This is a genomic window from Acinetobacter sp. UBA991 (assembly GCF_002292065.1).
Taxonomy (GTDB): domain Bacteria; phylum Pseudomonadota; class Gammaproteobacteria; order Pseudomonadales; family Moraxellaceae; genus Acinetobacter; species Acinetobacter higginsii.
Map to the genome: position 1 here is coordinate 1 of NZ_DBBF01000038.1, position 16,206 is coordinate 16,206.

Consider the following 16,206-nt stretch of genomic DNA (forward strand, 5'->3'; position numbering starts at 1 on the left):
GCTCGTGTGCGTACCATTGTTGGTTCTGCACGTTCTATGGGCTTGGAAGTGGAGCTATAAGACATGGCAAAGTTAACTAAACGTCAAAAAGCCATTGCTGCTGCTGTAGAAGCAAACAAAGTTTACACTTTGGAAGAAGCAGTACAAGTTCTTAACAGCCTTCCAGCTGCGAAGTTCAAAGAATCTTTAGATATCGCTGTAAACCTGGGTGTAGATCCGCGTAAATCTGATCAGGTTGTTCGTGGTGCTACAACTTTACCTGCGGGTACTGGTAAAACTGTACGTGTTGCAGTATTTGCTCAAGGTGCTGCTGCTGAAGCTGCGAAAGCTGCTGGTGCTGATGTCGTTGGTTTTGATGACCTTGCTGAAAGCATTCAAGGTGGAAACCTTGATTTCGACGTCGTTATTGCTGCTCCTGATGCAATGCGCGTTGTTGGTAAGTTGGGTACGATTCTTGGTCCACGTGGCTTAATGCCAAACCCTAAAGTGGGTACAGTAACGCCTGACGTTGCTAACGCGGTTAAGAATGCTAAATCTGGTCAAGCACGTTACCGTGTAGACAAAGCGGGTATCATCCACGCTGCTATCGGTCAACTTGGCTTTAGCGAAGAAGCTGTGCGTCAAAACGTTGAAACTTTAATTGCAGACTTGAAAAAATTAAAGCCTGCAACTTCTAAAGGCGTATACGTTAAAAAGATCACTTTGAGCTCAACTATGGGTCCTGGTTTGATCGTTGACGTAAGCAACGTTTCTAAGTAATTAGTAAGAATTTTAAAGCCCTGAAAAGCTCCCTCTCTTTATAGGAGAGGGTTGGGGAGAGGTTTTATACCCTCATCCTTACCTTCTCCCTGAGGGAGAAGGGGTTTTTAGGCAAACTTTGAATTGATAAATGAATATTTATCAGCGTCAAAGACCTCAGGCGAGAAATATTTTCGAATATTTTTCTTAATCATCCAGTCTGAGTAGACGCGGTGGTGTGATTTATTCCTCCTCCGCGTGTAAGTCTGAAAAGGCTTACGAATTGGGAGTGCATCTCTATGGGTGCATAAATCACCGTTAGGAGGTTTTACAATGGCTCTTCTTATTGAAGACAAAAAACAGATCGTTGCAGAAGTAAGCGAAGTTGCTTCTAAAGCGTTTTCTGTTGTTGTGGCTAACTATCAAGGTTCAAGCGTAGAGCAATTAACACAACTTCGTGTTGAAGCTCGTAAGCTAGGTGTTACTACACGTATCGTGCGTAATACATTAGCTAAGCGTTCATTTGAAGGTACTCAATTTGATATCTTGAATGACGACCTTGTTGGCCCAACCATTCTCGGTTTCTCAACTTCTGAAGATGACATGGGTGCAGCTGCACGCTTGTTCGAAGAATTTGCGAAAACTAACAAAGCTTTTGAACTTAAAGCTGCTGCATTTGATGGCAAAGTTTATCAAGGTGCTGAAGTTAGTGTAATTGCAAATCTTCCGAACCAAGAAAAAGCGCTTACTATGCTTGCCTCTGTCCTTCAAGCTCCTATTTCGAAATTGGGTCGCCTTATTACGGCACTCAAAGAGAAAAACGAGTCAGAAGCGGCTTAATCCTACTTTCACACCATTCAATATCCATTTGGAGTTATTCTCATGGCTTTAACAAACGAAGAAATCTTAAACGCAGTTGCTGAAAAAACTGTTCTTGAACTTGTTGAATTAATCTCTGCTTTCGAAGAGAAATTTAACGTATCTGCTGCTGCTGTTGCTGTAGCTGCTGCTCCAGGCGCTGCTGCTGCTGCTGAAGAACAAACTGAATTCAACGTTGAGTTGACTTCTTTCGGTGCTAACAAAGTTGCTGTAATTAAAGCAGTTCGTGAAGCTACTGGTCTTGGTCTTAAAGAAGCTAAAGATCTTGTTGAAGGCGCTCCTGCAGTTCTTAAAGAAGGCGTTTCTAAAGAAGAAGGCGAAGAACTTAAGAAGAAGCTTGAAGAAGCTGGTGCTACAGTTACACTTAAGTAATGCTGTAGGGAGTCGATTTTTTGAAAATCGGCTCCAAAAAATGGCTGATGGCTCTTGGGTCATCAGCCTTTTTGCGTTACAATAATCGGCTCGTTTTTTGTTAGTTTTACGTTTAGCGTGCGTATTATTTGAACAAAATACATGAAATCAAACGCTTACCAATATTTTTTTGCTTATAAAAATATTGTTAAGCGTTTTAATACCACTAAAAATTGCAGCATTTGTAAACAGTGGTGGCCATATCGGCCTGCGTAATTCCTTCTAGACCCGTTCTGCAGGCGGGTTTAGTTTACTTTCCGAGGACTCCAGATGGCATACTCATATACCGAAAAGAAACGGATCCGTAAGAATTTTGGTAAATTGCCCCACGTAATGGAAGCACCGTACTTACTTTCGATTCAGGTCGATTCGTACCGTACATTCTTACAAGGCGGTAAAACTCCAAAAAATCGCGAAGATATCGGTCTCCAAGCCGCATTTCGTTCAGTTTTTCCTATTGAAAGTTATTCTGGCAATGCTGCTTTAGAATTTGTTGAGTATAGTCTTGGTAAGCCTGAGTTTGACGTGCGTGAATGTATTTTACGTGGTTCAACTTATGCAGCACCAATGCGCGTAAAAATTCGTTTGATCATTAAAGATCGTGAAACGAAATCAATTAAAGACGTTCGTGAACAAGAAGTTTACATGGGTGAAATGCCACTCATGACCGATAACGGTACTTTCGTTATCAACGGTACAGAGCGTGTAATCGTATCTCAATTACACCGTTCACCAGGCGTATTCTTTGACCATGACAAGGGTAAAACCCACTCAAGCGGTAAAGTGTTGTATTCAGCACGTATTATTCCTTACCGTGGTTCATGGTTAGACTTTGAATTCGATGCCAAAGATTTAGTCTTTGTACGTATTGACCGTCGTCGTAAATTATTGGCAACGGTGGTTTTACGTGCCTTAAATTACAGCAATGAACAGATCTTGAATTTGTTCTACGAAAAAGTGCCTGTATATCTTGATATGGGTAGCTATCAGATTGACCTTGTTCCAGATCGCTTACGTGGTGAAATGGCGCAATTTGATATCTTGGACAATGATGGTAAAGCGATCGTTGAACAAGGTAAGCGTATTAATGCACGTCACGTACGTCAAATGGAAGCTGCTAACTTAGCGAAGCTTTCTGTACCTGATGAATATTTATATGAGCGTATTACAGCTGAAGACATTCCATTGAAAAATGGAGATGTGATTGCTGCGAATACAGTGCTTAGCCATGAAATCTTGGTGAAATTGGCTGAAGGTGGTGTTAAACAATTTAACATCTTATTCACCAATGACATCGACCGTGGTTCTTTCGTTGCAGATACATTACGTGCAGATACGACAACAGGCCGTGAAGAAGCGCTTGTTGAAATCTATAAAGTAATGCGTCCAGGCGAGCCACCAACAAAAGAAGCTGCTGAAAACTTATTCAATAACTTGTTCTTCTCTTCTGAGCGTTATGACCTTTCTCCAGTGGGTCGTATGAAGTTCAACCGTCGTTTGGGTCGTCCTTACGAAGTGGGTACAGATCAGAAGTCGCGTGAAGTTGAAGGTATTTTATCGCACGAAGATATTATCGATGTACTGCGTACATTGGTTGAAATCCGTAACGGTAAAGGTGAAGTCGATGATATCGATCACTTGGGTAACCGTCGTGTACGTTCTGTTGGTGAAATGACAGAAAACCAATTCCGTGTTGGTTTAGTCCGTGTTGAACGTGCTGTTAAAGAGCGTTTAAGCCAAGCAGAAACAGATAACTTGTCTCCGCAAGATTTGATCAATGCAAAACCAGTTGCTGCTGCAATCAAAGAATTCTTTGGTTCAAGCCAGTTATCTCAGTTCATGGATCAAAACAACCCATTGTCTGAGATTACACACAAACGTCGTGTATCTGCGCTTGGCCCTGGTGGTTTGACACGTGAACGTGCGGGCTTTGAAGTACGTGACGTACATCAAACTCACTATGGTCGTGTTTGTCCAATTGAAACGCCTGAAGGTCCAAACATTGGTTTGATCAACTCGCTTTCTGTTTATGCAAAAGCAAACGATTTCGGTTTCTTAGAAACACCTTACCGTAAAGTTGTTGATGGTCGTGTAACTGATGATGTTGAATATTTATCTGCAATTGAAGAAGTAGGGACTGTCATTGCACAGGCCGATTCTGCTGTTGATAAAGATGGTCACCTGACTGAAGAAATGGTTTCTGTACGTCATCAAGGTGAATTCGTACGTATGTCGCCTGAGCGCGTAACACATATGGACGTTTCTGCACAGCAGGTTGTTTCTGTTGCAGCATCATTGATTCCATTCCTTGAACACGATGATGCGAACCGTGCATTGATGGGTTCGAACATGCAACGTCAGGCTGTTCCTACCTTACGTGCTGACAAGCCGCTTGTTGGTACTGGTATGGAAGCAAACGTAGCACGTGACTCTGGCGTGTGTGTGATTGCTGACCGTGGCGGTGCGATTGAATATGTAGATGCATCTCGTATCGTGATTCGTGTAAACGAAGATGAAATGATCGCGGGTGAAGCGGGTGTAGATATCTACAACCTGATCAAATACACACGTTCAAACCAAAATACATGTATCAACCAAAACGTTATCGTAAACTTGGGTGACAAAGTTGCTCGTGGCGATATCTTGGCTGATGGTCCATCGACTGATATGGGTGAACTTGCGCTTGGTCAAAACATGCGCGTCGCGTTCATGACATGGAACGGTTATAACTACGAAGACTCGATCTTACTTTCTGAGCGTGTACTTCAAGAAGACCGTTTAACCTCGATTCACATTCAAGAATTGTCATGTGTAGCGCGTGATACTAAGTTAGGTGCAGAAGAAATTACTGCCGATATTCCTAACGTTGGTGAGGCTGCACTGTCTAAGTTGGATGAGTCTGGTATTGTTTATATCGGTGCTGAAGTAACTGCTGGTGACATCCTTGTTGGTAAGGTAACGCCTAAAGGTGAAACTCAGTTAACACCTGAAGAAAAACTACTTCGTGCAATCTTTGGTGAAAAAGCTGCTGACGTTAAAGATTCTTCTTTACGCGTTCCATCTGGCACTAAAGGTACTGTGATTGACGTTCAAGTCTTCACACGTGATGGTTTGGAAAAAGATGAACGTGCTCAAGCAATTGAGAAAGCTCAGCTTGATGCCTACCGTAAAGACTTGAAAGAAGAATACAAAATCTTCGAAGAAGCAGCACGTGAACGTATTGTCCGTTTGTTGAAAGGTCAAGAGTCTAACGGTGGCGGTTCAACTAAACGCGGTGATAAACTTGCTGAAGACGTATTGTCTGGTTTAGAGCTTGTTGATTTACTTGAAATCCAACCGACTGATGAAGCAATTGCAGAGCGTCTAACTCAAATTCAAGTGTTCTTGAAAGAGAAGAGCTATGAAATTGATGAGAAGTTTGCAGAGAAGAAGCGTAAACTTTCTACAGGTGATGAATTAACCACTGGCGTATTGAAAGTTGTTAAGGTTTACCTTGCGGTTAAACGTCGTATCCAGCCTGGTGATAAGATGGCGGGTCGTCACGGTAACAAAGGTGTTGTATCAAACATCTTGCCTGTTGAAGACATGCCGCATGATGCGAATGGTGTGCCAGTCGATATCGTATTGAACCCATTGGGTGTACCGTCACGTATGAACGTGGGTCAGATTCTTGAGACTCACTTAGGTATGGCGGCCAAAGGTCTTGGCGATAAACTTGAAAAAATGTTGAAAGAACAACGTACAGTGTTAGAACTACGTGACTTCTTAGACAAGATTTATAACAAGGTTGGTGGTGAGCAAGAAGAGCTTGATAGCTTAACTGATGCCGAAATCTTGGCGCTTTCAGGTAACTTACGTGCCGGTGTTCCATTAGCAACACCTGTATTTGATGGTGCTGAAGAAAGCCAGATCAAAGACTTACTTGAATTAGCAGACATCTCACGTACAGGTCAAACGGTATTGTTTGACGGACGTACAGGTGAGCAGTTTGATCGTCCTGTAACTGTAGGTTACATGTACATGCTCAAATTGAACCACTTGGTTGATGACAAGATGCATGCGCGTTCAACAGGTTCTTACTCACTTGTTACACAACAGCCGCTTGGTGGTAAAGCACAATTCGGTGGTCAGCGTTTCGGTGAGATGGAAGTATGGGCACTTGAAGCATACGGTGCAGCATATACACTTCAAGAAATGCTCACTGTGAAGTCGGATGACGTCGAAGGTCGTACACGCATCTATAAGAATATTGTAGATGGTAACCATTATATGGATCCGGGTATGCCTGAATCGTTCAACGTATTGACCAAAGAGATCCGTTCTTTAGGTATCAACATTGAACTGAAAAATGGTGACTAAAAAATCTCCCCCAACCCCTCTTTCTTAAAGAGGGGAGAAAGTCCCCCTTCATAAAGGGGGATTAGAGATTCCCAAATTTCAGTAAAAACAATATTTGTGACCCAGTCGGGTGAGCTTAGCTTCCCGACACACGGAGAAAAAAATTGAAAGACTTGCTCGATATCATGCGTAAGAAAACGGATTCAGAAGGTCATGCACCTGTTGAATTTGACCGTATCCGTATTGGTCTTGCGTCGCCAGAGATGATTAAGTCATGGTCTCACGGTGAAGTTAAAAAGCCTGAAACCATTAACTACCGTACTTTTAAACCTGAACGTGACGGTTTGTTCTGCGCCAAAATTTTTGGTCCAGTAAAAGATTACGAATGCTTGTGTGGTAAATACAAGCGTATGAAATATAAAGGCGTCATTTGTGAAAAATGTGGCGTTGAAGTAACAACTGCGAAAGTTCGTCGTGAACGTATGGGTCACATCGAGCTTGCGTCTCCAGTTGCACACATCTGGTTCTTGAAATCATTACCGAGCCGTATTGGTTTATTACTTGATATGACATTACGTGATATCGAGCGTGTATTGTATTTCGAATCTTATGTTGTTACTGATCCAGGTATGACTCCGTTTGAAAAGTACCAACTTTTAACAGACGAAGAATACTACAATGCACTTGAAGAACACGGTGATGAATTCGCTGCGAAAATGGGTGCAGAGGCAATTCAAGATCTATTGAAAGATATCGATCTTGAAGCAGAGATTACACGTTTACGTGAAGAAATTCCTCAAACAACCTCTGAGACGAAACTTAAGAAATCGTCTAAGCGTTTGAAATTGATGGAAGCTTTTAACGATTCGAACAACAAGCCAGAATGGATGGTGATGAATGTACTTCCAGTACTTCCACCAGACTTACGTCCGCTTGTACCACTTGAAGGTGGTCGTTTCGCGACTTCTGACTTGAACGATTTATATCGTCGTGTGATTAACCGTAACAACCGTTTGAAGCGTCTTCTTGACCTTGCTGCACCAGACATTATCGTACGTAACGAAAAACGTATGTTACAAGAGTCTGTAGATGCCTTGCTTGATAACGGTCGTCGCGGTCGTGCAATTACAGGTTCGAACAAACGTCCATTGAAATCTTTGGCAGATATGATCAAAGGTAAACAAGGTCGTTTCCGTCAAAACTTACTTGGTAAGCGTGTTGACTATTCTGGTCGTTCGGTCATTACCGTTGGCCCTACTTTACGTCTTCACCAATGTGGTCTTCCGAAGAAGATGGCACTTGAATTATTCAAGCCATTTATTTTCGCGAAACTACAAGCCTCTGGCCAAGCAACAACCATTAAAGCTGCGAAGAAAATGGTTGAGCGTGAGACACCAGAAGTTTGGGACGTTCTTGCTTCTGTGATTCGTCAACATCCAGTGATGTTGAACCGTGCGCCAACACTTCACCGTTTAGGTCTTCAAGCATTTGAACCTATTCTGATCGAAGGTAAAGCGATCCGTCTTCACCCACTCGTCTGTGCTGCGTTTAACGCCGACTTCGATGGTGACCAAATGGCGGTACACGTTCCATTGACACTTGAAGCACAGTTAGAAGCGCGTGCGTTGATGATGTCAACCAACAACATCTTGTCACCTGCAAACGGTGAGCCAATCATCGTTCCTTCTCAGGACGTTGTCTTGGGTCTTTACTACATCACACGTGATGCGGTAAATGCCAAAGGTGAAGGCATGGTGTTTGCGGATACACACGAAGTTAACCGTGCCTTAGCGACGGGTAAAGTTGCGATCCATGCACGCGTTAAAGTACGTGTACACCAAACTGTAATCGATGAAAATGGTCAGCGCGAAAAGCAAACCATCATTGTTGATACAACACCTGGTCGTTGCTTGTTATGGGAAGTTGTTCCACAAGGTTTAAGCTTCGAATCGATCAACCTTGAGATGACCAAGAAAAACATCTCGAAGTTAATCAACTCTTGCTACCGTAAACTTGGTTTGAAAGATACTGTAATCTTCGCTGACCAATTGATGTATTTGGGCTTCCGTCAAGCGACGCGTTCAGGTGTATCTGTAGGTATGGAAGACATGCTTATTCCACCTAATAAGCACACTATTATTGACAAAGCTGAAACTGAAGTTCGTGAAATCGAACAACAGTTTGAACAAGGCTTCGTAACTGCGGGTGAGCGCTATAACAAAGTGGTCGATATTTGGGCACGTACCAATGACCAAGTTGCAAAAGCGATGATGGACAACTTGTCTTATACACTTGTGAAAAACAAGCAAGGTGAAGACGAGAAACAGAAGTCATTCAACTCAATTTATATGATGTCTGACTCGGGTGCCCGTGGTAGTGCGGCGCAGATCCGTCAGCTTGCTGGTATGCGTGGTTTGATGGCGAAGCCGGATGGCTCGATCATTGAGACCCCAATTAAAGCAAACTTCCGTGAAGGTTTGACCGTACTTCAGTACTTCATCTCAACACACGGTGCGCGTAAAGGTTTGGCCGATACCGCATTGAAAACTGCGAACTCTGGTTACTTGACTCGTCGTCTTGTCGACGTAGCACAAGATTTAGTTATTACTGAATCTGATTGTGGTACAGCTGGTGGCCTAGTCATGACACCATTCATCCAAGGTGGTGACGTGATCGAACCATTACGCGATCGCGTATTGGGTCGTGTAACTGCTGAAGACGTACGTCGTGCATCTGATGATGAAGTGGTACTTCCACGTGGTACGTTAATTGACGAGAAAATTGCTGCTCAGCTTGAAGAGTCGGGTGTCGATGAAGTTAAAGTCCGTTCAGTTATCGCATGTGAATCTGCATTCGGCGTATGTGCGAAATGTTATGGTCGTGATCTAGCACGTGGCCACTTGGTAAACCCAGGTGAATCTGTTGGTGTAATGGCTGCACAGTCAATTGGTGAACCTGGTACACAGTTAACGATGCGTACCTTCCACGTTGGTGGTGCTGCAAGCCGAACTTCTGCTGCAAACAGTGTTCAAGTACGTAACAAAGGTACTGTACGTTTCCACAACGTGAAAACTGTACAACATGCTAAAGGTCACTTGGTGTCAGTTTCACGTTCAGGTGAAATTGGTATTGCGGATGATTTAGGTCGTGAGCGTGAGCGCTATAAACTTCCTTACGGTGCAAGCATCTTGTTGAAAGATGGTGAAGCTGTAGAAGCTGGTGGTATCGTGGCGACTTGGGATCCACATACACATCCACTTGTTACCGAAGTTGCGGGTAAAGCGCGTTTCAGCCAAATCGCTGATGGTGTAACTGCTACTTCTAAGACAGATGATGCAACAGGTATGACCACTGTTGAAATTTTACCTGTAACAGCTCGTCCTGCTTCTGGTAAAGATTTACGTCCTGCAATTGTGTTGGATACAACAGATGGCGGAGAACAGTTCTACTTCTTACCACAAAACACGATCGTAACCGTTCGCGATGGCGCAACGATTGGTGTAGGTGATGTACTTGGTCGTGTACCACAAGAATCTTCACGTACTCGTGATATTACCGGTGGTCTTCCACGCGTAGCTGACTTGTTCGAAGCGCGTAAGCCGAAAGAACATGCAATCCTTGCAGAAGTATCAGGTATTGTGAGCTTCGGTAAAGAGACCAAAGGTAAGAACCGTTTAGTGATCAGTCCGGATGATGGCTCTGAGATTTATGAAGAGTTAATTCCAAAATGGCGTACGATCAACGTGTTCGAAGGTGAGCATGTGAACCGTGGTGAGACTATTTCTGATGGTCCACAAAACCCACATGACATCTTACGTTTGAAAGGCGAAGTTGCGTTAACGAACTACATCGTGAATGAAGTTCAAGACGTTTACCGTCTCCAAGGGGTAAAAATCAACGATAAGCATATTGAAGTTGTTGTACGTCAAATGTTGCGTAAAGTTGATATCACTGATGGCGGCGATACAAGCTTCATCAAGGGTGAGCAAGTGGATTACATCCGCGTTGTTCAAGAGAACCAAGCTGTCTTGGCTCAGAACAAGTTCCCTGCGAAGTTTGAACGTCTGCTTATGGGTATTACCAAAGCATCGCTTTCTACAGACTCGTTCATTTCTGCTGCATCGTTCCAGGAAACAACACGTGTGTTAACTGAAGCTGCTGTAACAGGTAAAGAAGATGATTTACGTGGCCTGAAAGAAAACGTTGTTGTGGGTCGTTTGATCCCAGCGGGTACAGGTCTTGCGTATCACTTAGAGCGTCGTCGTCAAGAATCAGAAGCTGCTGAATTTGAACTTCATAACGATTTCAGTGAAGTTGATCAAGCATTTAGTCAAGCGTTGAACTCAGACCAGTTCTAAGTCTTAACGAATTAAAAAGGCACCTTCGGGTGCCTTTTTTTGTGGAAAAATAAAGCAGTTGTTACAAAAACACATTACAGCATCAGTATTTGATTACTTAATCAAAGTAAACAGTTCATTAAACAATACTATCCTATGCACATCTGAGAGAGGAGTAGTACGAATGAAAAAAATGATGATGATTGCAGGTGTCGCTTTAATGTCAAGCACGCTATTTGTGGGTTGCCAGAATGCGAGCCCAGAAAGCAAACGTATTGGTTCTGCTGCAATTGGTGGTGGTGCAGGCGGTGCGGTAGGTAAGCACGTTGGTGGTAATTTGGGTGCTGGTCTTGGTGCTGCAATTGGCGCGGGTGTTGCTGCGAATGCCAAAGGTTCAAATAGTAAAAATACTAGAAACAGTGCGATCGGTGCTGGCTTAGGTGCGGTGATTGGTGGTGCAGTATTGGGTGGTGACTCTGGTGCTGCGGTAGGTGGTGCACTTGGTGGTAGTGCTGGATCTGCTTATGGTGAGAAAAAAGGCAAGTACTAAGCCTGAGCTTAAACTTGCTGATGACAGTGGTGCTGATTTAACTATTTAAATCAGGTTATTTCTATCTCTGTCATTTTAAAGAGCCTCTCTCAGCGATAACACTATGATTGCTGAGAGAGCTTTAATATGAATATCTATTATTTATTTAGCCTATTTGCTATTTGTTTTAAACATTTTGAATAACATCAAATTTTAATTCAGCATATCCCTATTATTTTTAATTTATGTATTTCCCAGCTCATAAGCTGCATTAGCTGGCTTGAGCCGACCATCTACCTTTACAAAATATCAATCGATTGGGACATAGTGATAACACAATGTGATCAAATTCCGCATAAAAGAAGATTATGCTTTTCTATAGAACGTATAGAAGTGAGTATAGTCATGAAAAAAACAATTGGTTTAGTTTCAACTTTAGTGTTATCGGCGGTAATGTTCACGGGCTGTCAAAATATGAGTGCTGCTGATCAGCGTATTGGTACAGCAGCCCTTGGTGGTGCTGTCGGTGGTGGACTAGGTAACCATGTTGGTGGCGGATTAGGTGCGGGTGTTGGTGCCGCTGCGGGTGCAGGTGTAGGTGCCAATGCGAAGGGCGCGAATAGTAGCTCTACCACCAGTAGCGCGATTGGCGCTGGTATCGGTTCAGTAGTGGGTAAAGCAATCTTTGGTGGTGACTCAGGCGCTGCAATTGGTGGTGCAATCGGTGGTGGTGCTGGTGCCGCAATCCAAGAGAAAAAGAGATAATTTCTGATCATCAGATTCAAAAATGCCTGCAAACGATTGCAGGCATTGTTATGTGAATGGTGCTAAGCACTGGCTTTGGGTTTTTTACGACGGATATAAAGCACTTTTTCGACTTCTGCGATTCGTGTTCCTGCATCATCTACAATATTTAGGGTGTAATGACGTAAAACGGGCTCATGATTCTCTGCCAGTTTTTTGATTTCAGTGATTTCATCGCGACTCAGTTGAATCTCGGCATAAACCGTGTTTCGGCCTGGTGAAAGAAAATTAATGGTGGCACTTTTATCCCAGACAATATATTTATGTCCCAAATGGTGAATTAGAATCAGCATATAAAAGGGGTCAACCATTGAATATAGACTACCGCCAAAATGCGTCCCGACAATATTTCGATTACGCCGAGTCAGTGGCATTTTGACACGAATGTAATAATCATCTAGATCAATGGTTTCAATCTCAATACCTGCACCGCGATAAGGTGAGTAATGATTGAGCATAAATTTGGATATTGCGGGAATGGTTCGAATTCTTTTGAAAAAGTCTTTCATGGTCAATTTTTTTTCTTGCAACTCTATTCATACTCCATAAGTATCATTTTTATTGCATCGCTGGCAATGGCTGTTTTATGAACAGCCGATAGAAAACAAAATGGGAAAGAATTATGCAAGCACAAGTCAAAACAGTAACAACATCTGATCAGCAAACGCTTTGTGTTAAAACATGGGGTGATGAGAAAAAAACGCCTTTGGTTTTAGTGCATGGCTATCCAGATAATCAAGAAGTTTGGGAGCCGATCATTGAAAAACTGGTCAATGATTATTACGTGGTGACTTATGATGTGCGTGGTGCAGGTCTGTCTTCGATTCCTAAGCGTATTAAAGATTACCGTTTGCCGCGTTTATCATTAGACTTGCAAGAGGTGGTGGATCACGTTCTTCCAAATCGTAATTTCCATATGGCAGCACATGATTGGGGCTCATTACAGTCTTGGGAATCTGCAACAGAACCAAAATTAAAAGGCCGCTTATTGTCTTATACCACCATTTCAGGTCCTTGTTTGGATCATGCTTCTTTGTATTTACGTGAGAAATTTAAATCTGCGCCAAGCAATGTATTAAAAATTCTGACCAAATCTTGGTATATCGGTGCATTCCACTTACCCCTTGTGGCACCAACAGTATGGACTTTCTTTAGTCCTGAGAAATGGGGCAAGATTTTGAGTGGTTTAGAGAAGAAGAAGGATTTACCATTGAATGCCAATATTGTGGCGGATGGTAAATATGGGATTAACCTGTATCGCGCCAACTTTATTCCTTCATTGACTCAACCACGTCAACGCTATGCACAATGTCCTGTACAGGCGATTGTGTTAAAACGCGATGCGTTTGTCAGTCCAGAGTACATTACTGAATCGATGCCAAAATGGGTAGAAAAATTTGAGTATGTTGAACTCGATGCCAACCATTGGGCAGTATTGAGTCAGCCAGAAAAAATTGCTGAACTGATCCGTCAATTCGTGCAACGCCAAGCTGCTTAATGCTTTAGTGGATTTATTAAGCTAAAAATCACTTGAGATGCAGCACAATTCGGCGATATTTTCAGCTTCATGATCATGAATCTGCTAGAATGTCGCCTTTTCTTTGCTCCTGAATTTGTTCATGAATGCTGTCGTAATTGCGATTGCCGTGATGTTTATCTTGTCACTGGCACGAGTTTCTGTTGTTCTCACTTTGGTGATTTCAGCCATTATTGGAGGCTTGGTCGCTGGTCTAAGTCTTTCTCAAACTGTAGAGGCATTTAATGCTGGCTTAGGCGATGGTGCTGAAGTTGCTTTGGCTTATGCGGTATTAGGTGCATTTGCATTGGCACTTTCAAAGTCTGGATTGCCCGATTTACTTGCACATAAACTGATTGGTTTATTGGGGATGGAAGCAGGTAAAAATCAACAGAAAAAGGTGAAATATCTGTTATTAACCATTCTGCTGATTGCTGCAATCTTCTCTCAAAACCTGATTCCTGTGCATATCGCGTTTATTCCAGTCTTGGTTCCACCTTTATTAAAAGTGATGAATCATTTAAAGCTGGATCGTCGAGCGGCAGCATGTGTGATGACATTAGGTCTAGTCGGGACCTATATTTTCCTGCCAGTTGGCTTTGGTGCGATTTTCCTTGAACAGATTCTGATGGGCAATATCAACAAGATTGGCGCAGCTTACGGCTTGCATGTTGAACGGGGCATGATGCCAATCGGTATGGCGATTCCAGTTTTAGGGATGGTAATCGGTACTTTAGTTGCGGTATTTATTAGCTATCGTAAGCCACGTATTTATGTGGATCGTTCAATTACGCCTGTCAAAACCATTGATCTAGACAAGCCACTGAAAGTCACCACACAAGCAGAATATGATCTCAAAGCTGATGCGGAAGAGCTCAAACAAGAAGCTGAGAATGTACCTTATATCTCCAAGAAAACCATGTTTATGGCGGTGCTGGCGATCGGTTTAACTCTGGTTGCACAGCTGTACTCAGGTTCGATGATTCTTGGCGGTTTAGTCGGCTTTGCTGTGTTATCTGCTTCTGGAATTTTTAAATGGCAAGATGCTGATGACGTATTTGTACAAGGCATGCGTATGATGGCGCTGGTGGGCTTTATCATGATCTCTGCGGCAGGTTTTGCCTCAGTGATGACCCATACAGGCGATATCACACATCTGGTCAATGGCGTGGTGCATATTATTGGTGATAACCATGCATTAGCCGCGTTCCTGATGCTCTTTATCGGCTTATTCGTGACGATTGGTATTGGTTCATCGTTCTCAAGTGTGCCTGTGCTGGCGGTGATTTACGTGCCTTTGTGCGTACAGTTTGGATTCTCACCATTGGCAACGATTGCACTCATTGGCACCGCTGCAGCATTAGGTGATGCGGGTTCACCTGCATCTGATTCGACCTTAGGACCAACAGCGGGTTTAGGTGTAGATGGTCAACATGATCACATTTGGGATACAGTTGTGCCGACTTTTATACATTTTAATATCCCGCTGCTTATTTTTGGCTGGATTGCCGCAATGATTTTATAATGCAAATGGCTCGTTAAGAGCCATTTTTTTATGCATAATTATTTTAGTAATTAAAATATAAAAAATACCAGTATTTGACATTTTTTGTCTCTTTTTTAATCTAATTTTATAATGTATTTTTAATATTAAGTTTTGCGTAATTATATTTTTAAATTCATCTAAATAGAATTTTTCTAAAAACTTTATTTAATATTATGAATTTTGATATTCTGATCAAAATACTAGGTTTTATAGAGGGTTAAGTGGACTAAAATAGTCTGAATTAATAAATATTACATATTTTAACAATTATATTTTATTAATATTCAATATATTACAAAATGTATTTAAATAGTCGGAATTAATAAGTATTGCATAATGTAAAAACCCGTGCCTATTATGTTGAACAAGAACATAAATTGTTAAAGAGGTTGTTTTAATGTTAAAGAAAGCATTGGTTGTCGCATTATTGGGGTTATCTTCAACTGCATTTGCAGGGGGCTTTCAAGTTAAAGTGGGTGCGAGTGTTATTAACCCAACTGCGGATACAACGTTGGCCCCAGGTGCAACGGTTAAAGGTGATGATGAGTTTGCATTTACACCGTCAGTTGAATATTTTTTTGGTGAAACACCGTTCTCAGCGGAATTATTATTAGCAACTCCAATTAACCATGACGTATTATTAAATGGTGAAAAAGTTGCTAGTGTTCGTCAATTACCACCAACGATTACAGCAAAATATAATTTCAAAAACTCAACTCGCTTTACACCTTACATCGGTGTGGGTGGTACAGCCTTCATCCCTTGGAATGAAAAGGGCGTAGCGAAAGATGTGAAAGAGGCATTTGGCTTTGCTGGTCAGCTGGGTTTTAACTTCCAACCTGCAGATGCTAAAAACTGGGGTGTTTATGTCGATGTACGTTACGCAGATATTAGCCCAGAAGTGACATTGGTTGATGGGACTAAATTTGATTTAGATCTCAATCCAGTGGTGTATACATTAGGTTATAGCTACAAATTCTAAGTCAGTGAATGATTGAAGAACCTCACCTTGTGTGAGGTTTTTTATTTTTGCAATTTGAATATAAAACCGATACAGGCCTCAACACTTGAGTTTTGTATGCTGAGACATAAGCTTAAATAAAAGTGA

At 42.2% G+C, this 16,206-nt stretch carries 11 protein-coding genes; 10 read left to right on the plus strand and 1 reads right to left on the minus strand.

Translation table 11 applies throughout. From position 1 onward, the window contains the following. Positions 1 to 63 precede the first annotated feature (63 nt). The 7 genes from rplA (at position 64) to B2727_RS15310 (ending at position 11,997) form a co-directional block, all read left to right on the plus strand. Positions 64 to 759, plus strand: coding sequence for a 50S ribosomal protein L1 (rplA, locus tag B2727_RS15280; protein ID WP_005200547.1), 696 nt, complete (start codon positions 64 to 66; stop codon positions 757 to 759). A gap of 312 nt (positions 760 to 1,071) precedes the next feature. After that, positions 1,072 to 1,578: a 50S ribosomal protein L10 gene (gene rplJ / locus B2727_RS15285; RefSeq protein ID WP_004656288.1), complete on the plus strand. Its 507-nt coding sequence runs from the start codon at positions 1,072 to 1,074 to the stop codon at positions 1,576 to 1,578. Between the two features lie 42 nt (positions 1,579 to 1,620). Further along, entirely contained in the window at positions 1,621 to 1,989 is a 369-nt protein-coding gene (rplL, locus tag B2727_RS15290; protein ID WP_004656287.1) for a 50S ribosomal protein L7/L12, read from the plus strand. 309 nt (positions 1,990 to 2,298) lie between these two features. After that, positions 2,299 to 6,387 (plus strand): DNA-directed RNA polymerase subunit beta, encoded by a 4,089-nt coding sequence (rpoB, locus tag B2727_RS15295; protein WP_004802234.1) that lies wholly within the window; start codon positions 2,299 to 2,301, stop codon positions 6,385 to 6,387. Positions 6,388 to 6,530: 143 nt separating this feature from the next. Next, a complete protein-coding gene (gene rpoC, locus B2727_RS15300; protein WP_004802235.1) occupies positions 6,531 to 10,724 on the plus strand; it encodes a DNA-directed RNA polymerase subunit beta' in 4,194 nt (1,397 codons plus the stop codon). A 163-nt stretch (positions 10,725 to 10,887) separates the two neighbouring features. Further along, entirely contained in the window at positions 10,888 to 11,253 is a 366-nt protein-coding gene (locus B2727_RS15305) for a hypothetical protein (protein WP_005200545.1), read from the plus strand. 384 nt (positions 11,254 to 11,637) lie between these two features. Next, positions 11,638 to 11,997 (plus strand): YMGG-like glycine zipper-containing protein, encoded by a 360-nt coding sequence (locus B2727_RS15310; RefSeq protein ID WP_004802240.1) that lies wholly within the window; start codon positions 11,638 to 11,640, stop codon positions 11,995 to 11,997. A 62-nt stretch (positions 11,998 to 12,059) separates the two neighbouring features. Here B2727_RS15310 and B2727_RS15315 read toward each other — a convergent pair whose 3' ends face one another. Continuing rightward, the gene (locus B2727_RS15315; RefSeq protein ID WP_026057579.1) at positions 12,060 to 12,545 is read right to left on the minus strand and encodes a DUF4442 domain-containing protein; all 486 of its coding nucleotides are present in this window, start codon (positions 12,543 to 12,545) and stop codon (positions 12,060 to 12,062) included. 113 nt (positions 12,546 to 12,658) lie between these two features. Between B2727_RS15315 and B2727_RS15320 the strand changes: the two genes are divergently transcribed. From B2727_RS15320 to B2727_RS15330, 3 genes are all read left to right on the plus strand, one after another. Beyond that, positions 12,659 to 13,534 (plus strand): alpha/beta fold hydrolase, encoded by an 876-nt coding sequence (locus tag B2727_RS15320; RefSeq protein ID WP_004802244.1) that lies wholly within the window; start codon positions 12,659 to 12,661, stop codon positions 13,532 to 13,534. A gap of 121 nt (positions 13,535 to 13,655) precedes the next feature. Continuing rightward, positions 13,656 to 15,077, plus strand: a complete 1,422-nt coding sequence (locus tag B2727_RS15325; protein ID WP_004802246.1) for a Na+/H+ antiporter family protein — start codon at positions 13,656 to 13,658, stop codon at positions 15,075 to 15,077. 418 nt (positions 15,078 to 15,495) lie between these two features. Beyond that, complete coding sequence (locus B2727_RS15330) at positions 15,496 to 16,080, plus strand: OmpW/AlkL family protein (RefSeq protein WP_004802248.1); 585 nt, start codon at positions 15,496 to 15,498, stop codon at positions 16,078 to 16,080. The last annotated feature ends 126 nt before the right edge of the window (positions 16,081 to 16,206 follow it).